Source organism: Catellatospora sp. NPDC049609 (assembly GCF_040675365.1).
Taxonomy (GTDB): domain Bacteria; phylum Actinomycetota; class Actinomycetes; order Mycobacteriales; family Micromonosporaceae; genus Catellatospora.
On sequence record NZ_JBFAOU010000001.1, the window covers coordinates 79669 to 94438 of the forward strand.

The window sequence follows — 14770 nt, forward strand, 5'->3', positions numbered from 1 at the left end:
AACGGATCGGGGGTCGAGGGCGCAGGCGCGGCTTCTGGGCATGATCGATGTCGGAAATGAGCGGGTCGTTCGGCGGCGGGGTCGTGGCTACGGTGGCGCCCATGCCTGAACTGATCCTGGCGACGACCCGCCTGCACACCGCCTTCCTCGACTGCCGCGACGAGTGGGGGCCGGGCCTGCACGAGGACGGCTTCGGCCTGGACGCCGACGACGACGTGGACTCGCCCGAGGGCTTCGCCGCCTGGGTGCACCAGCGGACGCGGCTGGCCCACGCCGCCGGGCAGCCCTGCCCGGACGAACCGCACGGCTCGCTGCGCTGGCTCGTCGAGGAAGGCCGGGTGCTCGGCGGGTTCGCGCTGCGGCACCAGTTCGACGACCTGCGCGGCTCCATCGGCTACGGCGTACGCCCGTCGGCGCGCCGACGGGGCCTGGCGACCTGGGCGCTGGGCGAGATGCTCGGCGAGGCGAGGGACGTCCTGGGCGTCGACCGGGTGCTCATGATCTGCGCCGTGGACAACGTGGCCTCGGCCCGCACGATCGAGCGCAACGGCGGGGTCCTGGAGGGCCTCCGCGACACCGAGCTCGGCCCGCAGCGCCGTTACTGGATCACGCTGGACCGCTGACCTCGATCCGCTGCCACAGCCATCGCAGGCACTGCGACCTGGCAGATTCCGCACGGGCGGACGTGCTCGCCGTTAGAGTCCAGGAGGGTGCGGCATGGTTCGGCAACGGGAGGACTCATGGCCACCACCGCGGCCGCCCGGCGGGAACCGGCGCTGGCGGGGCAGACCGTCGTCGTGATCGGCGGGAGTGCCGGCATCGGGCTCGAAACGGCTCGGCTGGCCCGTGCCGAGGGCGCCGACGTCATCGTGACCGGACGCGACCCCGACCGCCTCGCGCGCGCCGCGGGCGAGCTCGGCGCGGCGGGCAGCGCCGCCTTCGACGCCACCGATCCCGCCGCGCTCGACCGCTTCTTCCGGGAGCTGCCCGGACCGGTCGACCACGTGATGATCACCGCCGGCCGCCCGTACTACGGCCTGCTGGCCGAGATGGACGTCGCGGAGGCGCGCCGCTCGTTCGACGAGCACATGTGGCTGCCGATCAACGTGGCCCGCCATGCCACCGGCACCGTGCGGCCGGGCGGCTCGCTGCTGTTCATGGGCGGGACCGGTGCCCGCCGGCCGGCTCCGGGCCTGGTCGTGGCCGCCATGGGCACCGCCGCGCTGCCCGCGATGACCGCCGGGCTCGCGCTCGAGCTCGCCCCGATCCGGGTCAACATCATCGCCGCGGGCTTCGTCGACACCCCGCTGTCCGCGCAGCTGCTCGGCGACCGGCTCGACGAGCGCCGCGCGCAGCTGGCCGCCGCGCTGCCCATCCGGCGCGTGGTCGGGCCGGCCGACGTCGCCGCGCTCGCCGTGCACCTGATGGCCAACACGGCGCTCACCGGCGCGACGTACGACATCGACGGTGGTCAGCAGGTCCTGCCCGCGGGGTGAGGCGCGCGCCGCCGCACGGGTGTTGTCCGACTCGCCTACGGCTGCGAGCGCACCGTCATACGCTGAGATGTCAGTTTTTGTCGGGCTGCTGAGTCAGGGTCGGCACGCTCACGAGAGAAGGACGTTCGCATGGACCTCAAACTCGAAGTCTTGGTGCTGCCCGTCTCGGATGTCGACCGTGCCAAGGCCTTCTACGAGCAGGCCGGGTTCCGGATGGACATCGACGCCGTGCCGAACGACGACTTCCGGTGCGTGCAGTTCACGCCGCCCGGCTCCGAGTGCTCGATCATGATCGGCAAGGGCATGACCAACGCCGCACCGGGCTCGTTCCAGGGCATCTACCTGATCGTCCGGGACATCGAGGCGGCCCGGGCGGAGCTGGTGGACCGCGGCATCGAGGTGTCCGAGGTGTTCCACGACGGCGACGCGATCTTCCAGCACGGCCACGCCGACGGCGACGTCGTCCACGACGTCGGCGCACCGCGGGTGCCCGGCGTCTACCCGGGCAACGCCGACTACGGCTCCTACGCCACCTTCCAGGACCCGGACGGCAACGGCTGGGTGCTCCAGGAGGTCAACGTGCGCGCCCCCGGGCGCTGACACCGATCGCGACACTCGTTCGTGTTCTGCCGCGCCGACCCGCCGGCGGCGGTATCCTGCCCGGATGCCGGAGACGCTGCGATACAAGATCGCCGATACCCTCGCCGAGGAGGAGGCGATCCACCGGCTCAACCACCGCACCTTCGCCGGTGAGATCCCGCAGCACCCGCCCGACCCGCAGGGCCGCCTCGTCGACCGGTTCCACACCGAGAACACCTATGCCGTATGCCTCGACGGCGCCGACGTCGTCGCGATGGTGGCAGGACGGTGCGCCCGGCCCTTCTCGCTCGACGGCAAGCTGTCCGGACTCGACGACTACCTGCCGAGCGGGCGCACGCCGGTCGAGATCAGGCTGCTCACCGTCGACCCGCGCTACCGCCGCGGCACCATCCTGCCCCGGCTGCTGAGCATGATCGCGGAGCACTTCGCCGCGCAGGGCTGCGACCTCGCGGTGCTGTCGGGCACCACCCGGGCGCTGGCGATGTACCGCCGCATGGGCTGCGTGCCGTTCGGCCCGCTCACCGGGGCGCCCGGAGCGCAGTTCCAGCCCATGTACCTGACCATCGAGGACGGCCGCCGGCTGACCTGGACCGGCCTGACCCCGACGGCGGGCACCGCCGAGAACCTGCTGCCGGGGCCGGTGGCGGTGGCGCCAGCGGTGTCCGCGGCGTTCGCCCGGCCGCCGGTGTACCACCGCTCCGACGCGCACCTGCGGTCCGTGCGGGACGTGCACCGGCGGCTGGCCGACCTGGTCGGCGCCCGGCACGCCCAGCTGCTGCTGGGCTCGGGCACCGTCGCCAACGACGCCGTCGCGGCACAGCTGCGCCTGCTCGACACCCCCGGCGTCGTGCTGGCGTACGGGGAGTTCGGCGAGCGCCTGGCCGATCACGCGGCGCGGGCCGGGCTGGACCACACGGTGCTGGCGGGGCCGTGGGGCGCGCCGACACCCTGGCCGGAGATCGAGCGCGCGGTCGCGGCGCTGCCCGCGGGCGGCTGGCTGTGGACGGTGCACTGCGAGACCTCCACCGGGCAGCTGCTCGACCTGCCGCGGCTGACCCGGCTGTGCGCGGACGCGGGCGTGCTGCTGTGCGTCGACGCGATCAGCTCGATCGGCACCGTGCCGGTGGACCTGTCCGGGGCGCACCTGGCCACCGGCACCAGCGGCAAGGCGCTGGGCGGGTACCCCGGGCTGTCCATGGTGTTCCTGCGGCGGCCGCCGCGGCCCGCGCCCGGACGCATCCCGCGCTACCTGGACCTCGGGTGCTACGCCGAGGCGGACGGGGTGGCGTACACCCAGTCGTCGAACCTGGTCGCGGCGCTGGAGGCGGCCCTGTCGGCGACGGACTGGCCGGCCCGGTACGCCCAGCTGGACCGCGCCGCGGCCTGGCTGCGCGCGCGGCTGGACCGGCTCGGGCTGACCGTGACCGCCCCGCCGAAGGAGGTCGCACCGGGCGTCGTCACCCTGGCGCTGCCCCCGGAGCTGGACGCGGCGCGGGTCGGCGCACGCCTGGAGGCGGCCGGGTACCTGCTGGCGTACCAGAGCGGCTACCTGCGGCGGCGCAACTGGCTGCAGATCAGCCTCATGGGCCACTGGACCTGGCCCACCCTGCGCGGCCTGGTCGCCGCGCTCGCCGAGGCGACGCGCATCGCGGCCGCGGCGCGGGTGTAGACGCTCGTCACCGCCCGTCGGCAGCCGATGCGCGCTCCGCCGGGGCTGCGGATGTGGCGCGGGTCGGGCAGGATCGGGGCATGTCCGGTGCCCGACAGCCGAGGGGGTGCGCCCCGTGACCGCGCTCGACGACGCCCTGCGCGCGCACGTCGACCTGTTCAACGACGCCGTCCGCAGTGGAGACTGGAGCGGCTTCCTGGCGACGTTCGCCGAGGACGCCGTCATGATGTTCGTGAACGTCCCGGCCGGTCCGTATGTCGGGCGTGACGCGATCGTCGAGGCGTACCGCTTGCGGCCGCCGGACGACACGATGACCGTCACCTCGGTCCATGCCGACACCCCGGACACCGCGAGCGCCCGCTTCCGCTGGGACGCCGGCGGCACGGGCACCATGACCGTGCACTGGTCCGGCGCGCAGGTCGCCGAGCTCACGGTGGAGTTCGACGAGCCCGACCGCGCGGCTCCCTGACGGCGCGCGACGGCGTCGGCGCGGCCGCCACGGTGGTCGCGCCCGGCCCGGCCGGCTCGATCGCCGAGCCGGCCGGATCGGGCGCCGTGCGTGCCGTGGCTAGGCGATGCGCCAGTGCTGGGCGTTGTTGTTCAGGCAGGTCCACTGGCGCACCTCGGCGCCGGGGGAGGTGCCCCAGTTGTAGTCGTCCAGGCACAGGCCGCTGTGCCGGTTCGTCAGCGTGGAGTACCCGCTGCCCACCGAGGTGATGCGCCACTGCTGCACGGCCAGGCCGTTGCAGGTCCACTGCTGCACGACCGAGCCGGGCGCGGTGGCGAAGTCCTTGTTGTCCAGGCACAGCCCGCTGTGCCGGTTGCTGATCTGGTACCAGCCGTCGGCGAGCGGGGTGAGATACCAGTCCTGCACGGTGGCGGTGCTGCAGGTCCACTGCCGGACCTCGGCGCCGGGCGTGGTCACGAAGTTGTAGTCGTCGAGGCAGAGGTTGCTGTGCCGGTTGCGGATCTCGACCGGGGTGGCGTTGGGCTCGCCCGACGGGCCGGGCTGCACGGTGGACAGGGCGGCGGGGACGCCGAGGTGGGGTGTGCCGTCGGCGTTCCAGGAGATCTTCTGCACGCGGGTGGTGCGGGTGGTGCCGCAGCCCTGGCTGGCCGAGGAGTTGGCGTGGTACGCGATCCAGGTCTCGGTGCCGTCGGGCGAGGTGAAGAAGGAGTGGTGGCCGGGGCCGTAGACGCCGTTGGCGTCGCTGCGCTGGAAGATCGGGTTAAGGGACTTCGTCCACGAGCTCGCCGCCAGCGGGTTGCTGCCGGTGTACTCGAGCATGCCGATCTTGTAGTTGGGGCCGTTGCAGTGGCTGGCCGAGTACGTGATGAACGTGCGGCCGTTGCGCTGCAGGGCGAACGCGCCCTCGTTGACGGCGCCGTTCTGGGTCTCCCAGGACAGGGTCGGGGCGGAGATCCGGGTGCCGAACGCGCCGGCCGTCCAGGGGTTGGTCAGCGGGGCGATGTACAGCGACTGCAGGTTGTCGCTCGGCGCGAACGCGGAGAACATCAGGTAGTTGGCGCCGTTGAGCTTCAGCACGGCCGCGTCGATCGCCCAGCCGTTGTTCGGCATCAGGTTGAGGATGCCCCGGATGGTGTACGGGCCGAGCGGGTCGGTGCCCGCGCTCTCGGCGACGTGGGTGCGCCGGGCGCCGCCGGACTGCTCGACGGAGTAGTACAGGTACCACCGGTTGTTGATCATTTCGAGGTGCGGGGCCCACATGGTGTTGCCGCCGGTGCGCACGACGACCTGCTCGGCGGCGCCGCGCAGCCCGGAGATGGTCTGCGAGCGGCGCATGACCACATCGGACGACCAGGTCGTGGCGACGTAGTAGTAGTACCCGTTGTAGTAGGTCAGGGTCGGGTCGGCGCTGTTGGGCACGTCGACGGCCGGGTTGGTGAACGACGGGCCGGGGGCGGCGAAGGCGCGTTCGGGGTGGACGGCGACGGCCAGGGACAGGCCCAGGACGGTGGCCGCGGCGAGCGAGAGCGCCCGGCGCAGCAGGGGTTTGCGCATGTCGACTCCTTCAGGGTGGGAGGTGGGGGTGGCGGGGCCGCGGGCAGGCGGGCCGGGGTTCAGTAGCCGATCTGGAACGTGGCGTCGGCCCGGTCGCCCGCCGGGGAGGACGCGCTGAGGACGTCGATGCGCAGCAGGTAACCGGCGTGGCGCAGGTAGCGGGTGGGGAAGTTGTGCGAGCGCCACGACGTCCAGGAGCTGTCGGCCAGGCCCGCGGTGCGGTGGAAGGTCGCGTCGCCGGCGAACAGCGCGCTGCCGTCGTTGGCCGCCAGCCCGATGACGTAGTTGCTGTGGCGCAGGTAGCGGCCGGGGTGGTTGACCGACTCGAACGACACCCCGGCGGCGTCGGCCAGGCCCGGACGCAGCCGCCACTGGGCGTCGGCGTACGGGTCGAACGGGTAGGGGTCGATGCGGCCCGCGTTGCCCGAGTGGCGGATCAGGTGGTCGGGGAAGTTGTACGACTTGATCCGGTGCCAGGCCGGGGCGCCCCAGCGGCTGAGCAGGTTGGTCCGCTCGGTGGCGGTGATCGGCGCGATGGTGGCGTGCTTGGCGTTCAGCGGCTGCGTGTACTGGGCCTTGGCCAGCGGCGTCCAGCCGTCGGCGTTGACGTTGCCGCTGCGCCAGACGTAGAACTCGCCGTTGACGGGGCTGAACGAGTCGCCCCACAGCCACCACTCGTTGCGGTCGTACGCCTTGACGACGATCGGGGCCTCGATGCCGCCGTTGACGACCCCGGCGGTGTAGGTGCCGCTGTTGAAGCTGCCGGGGTTGAGGGTGCTGGACCGGGCGCCGTAGAGGCGGCCGTTGGCCATGTTCTTGTAGTACAGGTAGTTGGTGCCGCCGCCCAGGTGCATGGTGGCGTCGAGGACGTTGAAGCCGGGGTCGAAGAACACCTGCGGCGCGCCGACCGTGACGAAGTCGCTCGTGTAGTTGACCATGAACACGTCGCGTACGCCGTTGTGGGCGGAGTAGATGATCCCGTACTGGCCGCGGGAGGCGTCCCAGAACGCCTCGGGCGCCCAGGTGTGGGTGTTCATGGTGTGCATCCGCACCCGCCGGTAGCCGGTGAAGCTGCGCAGGTCGACCGAGTCCCAGACGTGGATGTACTGGTTGGGCCGGGTGAAGTCGGTGCCGTTGAGGTCGGTGGCGACCACCACGAAGGTGTCGTCCTGCTTGCGCAGGATGAACGGGTCGCGCAGCCCGCCGGTGCCCGCGGTGGGGGTGACCACGGGGTTGTTCTGGTTGAGCGGTGTCCAGGTGAGGCCGTCGGTGCTCACGGCCAGATGCAGGCCGTAGTTGTCGGCGAGGCGGTTGGGGGACTCGGTGAAGTAGCCCATCACGTAGCCGCCGAAGGGTCCCGCGGCCGCGGCGGGTGCGCCGGTGGCGGCGATGGCCAGCCCGCCCGCGGCGGTGGCCGCGCCGGCCGAGAGCAGGCCGGTGAGCAGTTCACGTCTGGTGGTCATGGATGCTTCCTCCGTGGTGGTGGTCGCCGGGCCGTCGGGCGGGCCGGGGCGGATCCGGGCGGTGCGGCGGGAAGGCGGTCGGCGGTCGGTTCGCGCAACGGCGCGCCGCGGGCGGGGCGGGCACGATGCACCGACCCGTCGGCGGGGCGAGGCGCACGTCAGCGGGAACGCTGTGCGGATGCGACTGCCGTCGCCGTGCGGGGCGATCGGTAGGGGTTTGCCGAGACCGCGTGCTCGGTCAACGGGGCGGGCCCGTGCGCAGCGGAACGCGGCGCTCCCGCACCGCCGCTCGCCCGCTGCTACACCGTCCGCTACCTGCGGGTCGGTCGGCGAGGCGGCCACGACCTGCTGGTGGAGGGCAATGCGTCTCGACCTGCGGGTTGGCCGGCGATGCGGTGTCGGCGGTCGCCCGGCTCCTGCTCGGCGCCGGCCGCGTGGACGGGTGAATGCCGGTGTCGCGGGAGGGCTCGGCGCCGCGCACCGGACCGCCGGTCAGGTCAGCGCTGGGTGGAGGCCGCGGACACGGGGCGGTGCGGCATCACGCGATGCCGGACGGGTGGCGGCGCGCAGGACGGCGCGCAGTCGGTCGTGCATGGCTCCTCCGGGACGATGAGGGCGATGGCAAGCCGGTGCGGTGGTCCCGGGTGCGCTCTCGGGCGCTCCGGGGGGCCGGGTGGAGCCACTGGCGGACTCGTCCTGCGGTGAAAGTGTCGCCGGTGACCGGCCGGTGTATCCCGCCTGTGTTAGCGATCTCATCGGTCGGCTCCATCATGAAACACCGTCGATACGTTCCCGTCAACGTCACGTCATCGGGCATCGGATCGTACCTGCTGGTCATGGGCTTGAAGGTGGCCGATATTTGTTTCGGCCACACGGGTGGGGAGAATGTGCGCGCTAACAAAGGACTTCGGGGGCCGGGCGGGGGTCACGGACCCGGAGCGGGGCCCAGGGCCGCTTCGACGATCCGGATCGCCTCGATGCGATCGATGCCGAGGCTGGCGACCAGCCCCGCGTAGTCCTGGGCGGCGCGGCGGGCCTGCTCGCGGGCCTGCTCGCCGGCGGCCGAGACGAACGAGCCGGCCCGGCCGCGGGTCTCGATCAGCCCGGCCTCCTCCAGCTCCCGGTACGCCCGGCCGACGGTGTTCACGGCGAGGCCGAGGTCGGCCGCGAGCCGGCGGATCGTCGGCAGTCTCGTGCCGACGGCGAGCGAGCGTTCCTGGATCTGCCTGGCGAGCTGGGCGCGGAGCTGCTCGTACGGCGGTGTCGGCGAGCCCGCGTCGATGACGATCATCGGTTGGCCGTGGCTCGCCGTGCCGTCGTCGCGACGTCCGCGGTCCGGAGGTGGATCAGGCAGAGCGCGACGGCGCCCGCCACCACGAGCGCCAGCGAGACCGCGTTCCACCAGCCCAGCGACTCCCCGTACAGGAAGATGGCTGGCAGCGACCACACCAGGCTGGGCGTGACGAGGGCGCGGGCGTCCTCGACCCGCATGATGACGTCGGCCGCGAGCGACGTCGCGTCCTCCGCCACCGCGGGGCTCGCCACCACCTGGCGCAGCTGCATGAGGACGCCGGCGCCGGCGCCGGCGAGGCTGATCAGCACGACGATCGCCCGGGAGCGCAGGCCGGGGTCGGCCACCGTCAGCACGCTCACCGCGAGCAGCATCGCCCCGGCGAGGGTGGCGACGGCGAAGACGGCGAACGGCCTGCCCAGCACCGCCGGCCAGCCGAGCTCGACCGGGTGGGCCACCCGCCGGGACAGCCGCGCGCCGGCCCGCCGGTCGGCGCGCCGCACCCACCAGCCGAGCAGCCACTGCCCCACGAGCAGTCCGACCACCAGTGCCGCCAGCGCCGGCAGCGACAGCCGGGACGACGTGGCGTCGTTGGGCAGTGCCAGTGCGAGGGTCAGCGCCGCGCCCATCAGGAAGGCGGCAATCAGCAGGCTGTCGACCACCTTGGCGCGCCGCCGCACCGCCAGCCGCTCCGCGAGCAGCGGGGTCGGCTCGGCGTCGGCCAGGCCGTGCCGGGCCAGCCACCGCCCGGCCTCCATGAGATCTGCCTGGCGCATGCCACCACCTCCGTTTGTCGCAAGCTTCGTCTCAATAAGATGAGTCATAGCATGCGACAAAGTCAAGCCCCGGTCGGCCGCCGTCACCGCCGTCGGCTCAGGACGCGGCGGGGTCCCGGCCCACGGCAAGGGCTGCCGGTGGAAGGGTGCGCAGGAAGCGGGTGACATCGGCCGCCTCGGCCTCGATCCCGGCCTGCACCTCGGGCGGCAGTGCCGCGAACGCGTCCACGCGGACGCCCCGGGCGCCGTGCCGCGCCCAGGTGCCGACGGCGAGCCCGTCGACCGCGACCGCGGGCCGGATGACGCCGCCACCGGGAAAGACCCGCTGCTGGTACGCGGTGTCCACGACCGCGTCCCGGCTCCGGTAGCCGGTGAGGTAGTCGTCGTACGCGGGCAGCAGGCGCACGTCGGCGGCGTCCGCGCCGGGCACCTCGCCGGCCGCCTCGTCGAGCACGGCCGACCCGTCGGGCCGCACGCGCAGGCCGGCCTGCTGCGCCCAGGCGCGCCGAGCGGCCGTCACCGGCAGCCCCGACCAGGTGGCGAAGTCGGCCACCCCGGCCGGTGCGTACGCCCGCAGGTAGCGGCGGGCCAGCTCGGCGGCGGCGTCCTGCGGCGACGGCTGCTCGCCGCCGCGCTCGGGCAGCCAGTCGTCGAGCAGCACATAGGTGGTCTCGCCCGCGCGGCGCGGCCCGTGGCAGGCGAGACCGGACAGGGTCGCGTGGCGGATGAGATGGTACGGCGCCTGCCCGGCCGGGTCGACGCCGAGCTTCGCGAGGTGCTCGGCCAGCTCCGCCCGGGTGAGCGGGCCGTGTGCGGACAGGGCGCGGGCGAGGTGGCGGTCGGCGCGTTCCCGCAGGTCGTCGTCCAGGCCGAGCTGGCGGTAGCGGCTCGCCGTGGCGGCGATGACGCGCGGGCCGAGCAGCCGCAGCACCCAGCGGGCGTCGCTACCGGGGATGGTGTGCAGGGTGCCGCGCATGAACCAGCCGCGCAGGATGCTGCGGTCGTCCTCGTACGCGCGGCGCACGTCCTCGGCGGTGAGGCCGCGGCTGCGGGCGCGGACGCCCAGCTCCGCCGCGGTGGCGTCCTGCGCCTGCACGGCGAAGACCCGCTCCACCACGGCCGCGGCGGAGCCGAGCCGGACGCCCCCGCCGATGGCCTGCGCGCGGGCCCGCAGCAGTCGGTCGGGGACGGCGTCGTCGCGCGGGTTGTCGGGCACGAGCGTCACCGTAGCCGCCGGGTCCGACCCGCGGCCGTACCCTGTCGCCATGGACGCGGGGGAGAACGAGGATCGCGTGCGGCTGGCGCAGGTCTGCGCCGCGTACGGGCTGGGCGAGGTGGGCGAGGTGCGCGGCCTGCCGATCGGCGCCATGAACCGCAACTGGCGGGTGGAGACCACCACGGGCGCCTACGCCGTGAAGGAACTGCAGGATCCGAGCGCGGGCGACGTGCACGAGCGGCACCGCACGGTGAAGTCGCTCATCGACCGCGGCGTACCCGTCCCGCGGCCGCTGGAGCGGGCGGGCGGCGATCCGACGTGCACGGTGGACGGTGCCCGCTTCACGGTCAGCGCCTGGGCGCCCGGCGAACACCTCGCGGGCACCGCGATGAGCCTCGGGCAGGCCGCGGCGCTCGGTGACCTGCTGGGCGGCATCCACGTGGCGCTGTCCGCCGTGCCTTGGCCGCATGCGCCCGAACCGGGCGGCGCGGTCGCCGACGCGGGCCGGACGCTGACCTGTCTGGACTCGCTGCTGGCGACGATCTCCCGCAGGCCGGAGCGCGACGAGATCGACGAGCTCGCGGTGCGCGATCTGACCTGGCGACGCGAGCTGCTCACCGCCCCGGCCCTGCTCGTGCCGGCGGGCGAGGAGCCAGGTCCGCGGGGCGGCGTCCACGGCGACTTCCACCACAACAACGTGCTGTGGGAGCGGGGCCGGATCAGCGCCGTCCTGGACTGGGACCGCATCGGCGTCCGCTCGCCGGCGGCCGAGCTGATCCGCACGTGCCTGCTCACCTTCAGCGGCGACGGCGGCCTCGACCTGCCGCGTACGGCGGCGTTCGTGCGCGGCTACCGGCAGCGGCGGCCGCTGACCGCCGGCCGGCTCGCCGACGCCGAGCACCGGATGTGGTGGTCTTGGCTGACCGGCTTCTGGCCGCTGAACCGCCGCTACGAGGACGGGGTCACCGCGTTCGACCACTTCTACGTCCGCAACGCGGCGACTTTTCGCTGGTGGACCGGCAACCGGCCGGCGGTCGTCGCCGCGCTCACCGGCCGCGACGACGGCTAGGGCGCTGGCTGGCGGATCGTGGCTCTGCGTGTGGCTCGGTACGTCGGTTCCGTGGCGGCTTCCGTGGTCACCACGGATGTGGCGGGCGGCCCGGGAGGCGAGGCTTTGTTCAGACACAGCGATCCACGACAGCCTCCCGAAGGAGCACGCCATGACCTCCATCGACCACCTCGTCCTCGAAGTCACCGACCCGGCCGCCGCCGCGGCGTTCTACACCGCGGCCTTCGGGTTGGGCGAGCGCATCCGCGTGCGGGCCGGCGACGAACCGTCGGCAGGGTTCCGCGGCTACGTGATCTCGCTGGTCGTGCCCGAGCCCTGCGACGTGGACAGCTTCTTCGGCACCGCCCTGGCCGCCGGGGCGACGACGCTCAAGCCGGCGAGCAAGAGCTTCTGGGGCTACGGCGGCACCCTGCAGGACCCGTTCGGCACCATCTGGAAGCTCGCGTCGGCGCAGAAGAACAACTCCGGCCCCGCCACGCGGCAGGTGACCGATGTCGTGCTGCTGCTCGGCGTCGGCGACGTCAAGGCGACCAGGCAGTTCTACGCCGACCGCGGCCTGCCGGTGGCCAAGAGCTTCGGCAGCAAGTACGTCGAGTTCGGCACCTCGACCATCAAGATGGCGCTCTACAGCCGCAAGTTCGCTGCGAAGGACTCCGGCGTGTCACCCGAGGGCTCCGGCTCGCACCGCATCACCGTCGGCAGCGACGCCGGAGGCTTCGTCGACCTCGACGGCTTCCGGTGGGAGGCCGCGTCCGCCTAGGTGCTGCGGGGTCACACCACTGACCGCCACGAGTGGGCTGTGCCGCAAGCAACGGCTCCGGCACAGCCCACTCGGCGCTGCTCAGGTCTCCGCCGTCCCCACGCCGCCCGGCCGGCCGTCACTGGTGGGTGGGGTCGGTCCAGCGGCCGATGCTGCGGGAGCGGACCGGCTCGATGAACCGGGGCGCGGCGCTGTGCGGGAAGCCGTCCCCCCAGTTCGTGGCGTCGCCCTCCATCACCACGCGGGCGTTGTCGGTGTACCAGTCGACCAGGTCGGCGTCGGAGCGCACGATCCAGGTGCAGCCGGTCTCGGCGTCGGCGGTGAAGTCGCCGTGGCGGATCAGCGGCGGGCGCCAGAAGTACGTGCCCGGCCACATCTTGCCGAAGTTGTAGTCGAACCCGCCGTCGAGGCAGTACGCCTCCTCGGAGCAGGGGTGGTGGGCCAGCGGCACCTCGCGCCAGCCGGGCTTGGCCTTGATGAGCCGGGTGTAGAAGCCGGTCTGCGTGTCGCGGTGCAGCAGCTTGATGTAGAGCCCGGGGACCGGCGTGCCGCCCAGGTCGAACCGCATCGGGCTGCCGTCCTTGACGTCGATCCACGGCATCTGCGCGCTGTCGCGCACGACGAGCACCTGGTCCGGCCGGACGGTGTCCAGGCCGGTGTCGGCGAGGTCGAAACGCCAGTCGCCGTACTCGCGGAACAGCAGGATCTCGGTGCCCGCCGTGGCGGTGACCGGTGGCGTCCACACGCCCTTGGGTGCGGTCCAGTAGCCCTCCGGGCCCAGCACCGTGTCGCCGATGGTGACCTGTCCGGACAGGACGTACCACTCGGTGTCGGCGCGGTGCACGCCGCCGGGGCGCGACCAGTCGCCGGTGAACCGGACCTTCAGCGAGGCCGAGCCGTCCTCCTCGTCGTAGCTGAGGTTGCGCTGCTCGGCGCTGCCGGTGGCGTGCTGGAACTCCGCGACGTGCCAGATGAGGTCGCGTTCGTCGATGATCTCCACGTGCGGGCGCACGGCTGCCTCCTCCATGTGCGTGACTATTTCCGGTGCAGAACGTATCGCTTAACAGATTCGAGTACAAGGTGTAGCGTCAACGCCTGTGAACCGACCTGGCCGCCCCGCCGGCCCCACCGCCGACACCGTCACCGTCGTGCTCACCGCGGCCCTGGAGCTGCTGCTCGCCGAGGGCGCCACCGCGCTGACCGCCCAGCGGCTGCACCAGGCCACCGGCGTGTCCCGCTCGACGATCTACCGCCACTGGCCCACCCCGAGCGCCGTGCTGGCCGCGCTGATCGACGTCGCCCCGCTGCCGCCCGCCGAGCCGTCCGGCGACCTCGCCCGCGACCTGCACGCCGAGGTCGACCAGCTGTGCAACCGGCTGCGGGACCGGCCCGTCGGCGCCTTCCTGCAGGCCCTCGTCGTCGCCGCCGCGGCCGACCCCGACGCGGCCCTGCTGCGCCACCGGTACGTCGGCGACCTGCTGGCGCCGTTCCACGCGGTGCTGCGGGCGGCGGGCGTGCCCGCGACCGAGCGCGAGGACGCCGTCGCGGTGATCGCCTCCCCGCTGCTGCTGGACGCGCTGCTGCTCGACCGGCCGACCGCGCGCAACCGGGCGCACCGCATCGTCGACGACGTCGTGGCGAAGGTGGTCCGGCCGTGACCAACGCCGTCGGGCCGCGCGCCGTCTTCGGCGTCATCGTGCCCAGCACCAACACCGTCGTCGAGCACGACTACTGGTCGGCGCGCGTGCCGGGCATCGCCTACCGCGCGGGCTCGATGTACATCCCCAACCCGGTGATGGGCGACGACGAGGACTTCCAGGCCCTGCTCGGGCAGATCCGCGCCTCGATCGACACCGCCGTGCGCGACGTGCTCACCGCCGAGCCCGACCGCATGGTCATGGGCATGTCCGCGGAGACCTTCTGGGGCGGCGTCGCCGGCAACGCCGCCTTCGAGCAGCGCCTGCGGGAGCGCACCGGGCTGCCGGTCACCACCGGCGCGAGCTCCTGCCGGGCCGCGCTGCACGAGCTGGGCTGCCGGCGCATCGCCGTGTTCTCGCCGTACCAGCCGATCGCCGACCGCGAGGTCGGCCGGTTCTTCACCGAGGCCGGGTTCGACGTCGCGGCCGTCACCGGCCTGCGCTGCCCGACCGCCATGGACATCGCCAAGGTGCCCGACGACCGGCTCCGGGAGGTCGTCGCCTCGCTCGACGCCCCGGACGTCGACGCGATCGTGCAGGTGGGCACCAACCTGTCGTTCGTGGCCCTGGCCGACCGGCTGGAGCAGGAGCTCGGCAAACCGGTGCTCGCCATCAACGCCGCGACGCTGTGGCACGCGCTGCGCGAGCACGGCCTCGCCGACCGGGTCGACGGCGCGGGGCGGCTGCTGCGCGAGCACTGACCGCGAACG

Annotated in this window: 15 protein-coding genes; 9 read left to right on the top strand and 6 right to left on the bottom strand. The window is 73.3% G+C overall.

What is annotated here, in order from left to right; translation table 11 throughout:
• Window positions 1–101: 101 nt before the first annotated feature.
• The 5 genes from AB0J67_RS00335 (at window position 102) to AB0J67_RS00355 (ending at window position 4234) form a co-directional block, all read left to right on the top strand.
• Window positions 102–623: a GNAT family N-acetyltransferase gene (locus AB0J67_RS00335; RefSeq protein ID WP_363474620.1), complete on the top strand. Its 522-nt coding sequence runs from the start codon at window positions 102–104 to the stop codon at window positions 621–623.
• 117 nt (window positions 624–740) lie between these two features.
• The gene (locus AB0J67_RS00340) at window positions 741–1496 is read left to right on the top strand and encodes an SDR family oxidoreductase (RefSeq protein WP_363474622.1); all 756 of its coding nucleotides are present in this window, start codon (window positions 741–743) and stop codon (window positions 1494–1496) included.
• A gap of 129 nt (window positions 1497–1625) precedes the next feature.
• A complete protein-coding gene (locus AB0J67_RS00345; RefSeq protein ID WP_363474624.1) occupies window positions 1626–2096 on the top strand; it encodes a VOC family protein in 471 nt (156 codons plus the stop codon).
• A gap of 64 nt (window positions 2097–2160) precedes the next feature.
• The gene (locus AB0J67_RS00350; RefSeq protein ID WP_363474625.1) at window positions 2161–3765 is read left to right on the top strand and encodes an aminotransferase class V-fold PLP-dependent enzyme; all 1605 of its coding nucleotides are present in this window, start codon (window positions 2161–2163) and stop codon (window positions 3763–3765) included.
• A 115-nt stretch (window positions 3766–3880) separates the two neighbouring features.
• Complete coding sequence (locus tag AB0J67_RS00355; protein WP_363474627.1) at window positions 3881–4234, top strand: nuclear transport factor 2 family protein; 354 nt, start codon at window positions 3881–3883, stop codon at window positions 4232–4234.
• Between the two features lie 99 nt (window positions 4235–4333).
• Here the strand turns inward: AB0J67_RS00355 and AB0J67_RS00360 are convergent, their stop codons facing one another.
• The 5 genes from AB0J67_RS00360 to AB0J67_RS00380 all read right to left on the bottom strand — a co-directional run bounded on the left by AB0J67_RS00360 (window position 4334) and on the right by AB0J67_RS00380 (window position 10534).
• Entirely contained in the window at window positions 4334–5788 is a 1455-nt protein-coding gene (locus tag AB0J67_RS00360; protein ID WP_363474629.1) for a family 43 glycosylhydrolase, read from the bottom strand.
• Between the two features lie 59 nt (window positions 5789–5847).
• Entirely contained in the window at window positions 5848–7251 is a 1404-nt protein-coding gene (locus AB0J67_RS00365; RefSeq protein ID WP_363474631.1) for a glycoside hydrolase family 43 protein, read from the bottom strand.
• A gap of 925 nt (window positions 7252–8176) precedes the next feature.
• Entirely contained in the window at window positions 8177–8542 is a 366-nt protein-coding gene (locus AB0J67_RS00370) for a GntR family transcriptional regulator (RefSeq protein WP_363474633.1), read from the bottom strand.
• Window positions 8539–9318, bottom strand: coding sequence for a hypothetical protein (locus AB0J67_RS00375; protein WP_363474635.1), 780 nt, complete (start codon window positions 9316–9318; stop codon window positions 8539–8541). The genes AB0J67_RS00370 and AB0J67_RS00375 overlap by 4 nt, the downstream gene beginning before the upstream one ends.
• Before the next feature lie 97 nt (window positions 9319–9415).
• Complete coding sequence (locus tag AB0J67_RS00380) at window positions 9416–10534, bottom strand: winged helix DNA-binding domain-containing protein (RefSeq protein ID WP_363474637.1); 1119 nt, start codon at window positions 10532–10534, stop codon at window positions 9416–9418.
• A 49-nt stretch (window positions 10535–10583) separates the two neighbouring features.
• Here AB0J67_RS00380 and AB0J67_RS00385 point away from each other — a divergent pair, with 49 nt between their 5' ends.
• Window positions 10584–11603: a phosphotransferase gene (locus AB0J67_RS00385; protein WP_363474639.1), complete on the top strand. Its 1020-nt coding sequence runs from the start codon at window positions 10584–10586 to the stop codon at window positions 11601–11603.
• A 151-nt stretch (window positions 11604–11754) separates the two neighbouring features.
• The gene (locus tag AB0J67_RS00390) at window positions 11755–12363 is read left to right on the top strand and encodes a glyoxalase (RefSeq protein ID WP_363474641.1); all 609 of its coding nucleotides are present in this window, start codon (window positions 11755–11757) and stop codon (window positions 12361–12363) included.
• Between the two features lie 118 nt (window positions 12364–12481).
• On the opposite strand, the gene AB0J67_RS00395 is transcribed toward AB0J67_RS00390, so the two are convergent.
• Window positions 12482–13390, bottom strand: a complete 909-nt coding sequence (locus AB0J67_RS00395; RefSeq protein WP_363474643.1) for a DUF4437 domain-containing protein — start codon at window positions 13388–13390, stop codon at window positions 12482–12484.
• A gap of 70 nt (window positions 13391–13460) precedes the next feature.
• On the opposite strand from AB0J67_RS00395, the gene AB0J67_RS00400 reads away from it, so the two are divergent.
• Window positions 13461–14021 carry a TetR/AcrR family transcriptional regulator C-terminal ligand-binding domain-containing protein gene (locus AB0J67_RS00400; protein WP_363474645.1) on the top strand — a complete coding sequence of 187 codons (561 nt, stop codon included), beginning with the start codon at window positions 13461–13463 and terminating at the stop codon, window positions 14019–14021.
• Entirely contained in the window at window positions 14018–14761 is a 744-nt protein-coding gene (locus AB0J67_RS00405) for an arylmalonate decarboxylase (RefSeq protein ID WP_363474647.1), read from the top strand. Before AB0J67_RS00400 ends, AB0J67_RS00405 begins: the two co-directional genes overlap by 4 nt.
• Window positions 14762–14770: the final 9 nt, after the last annotated feature.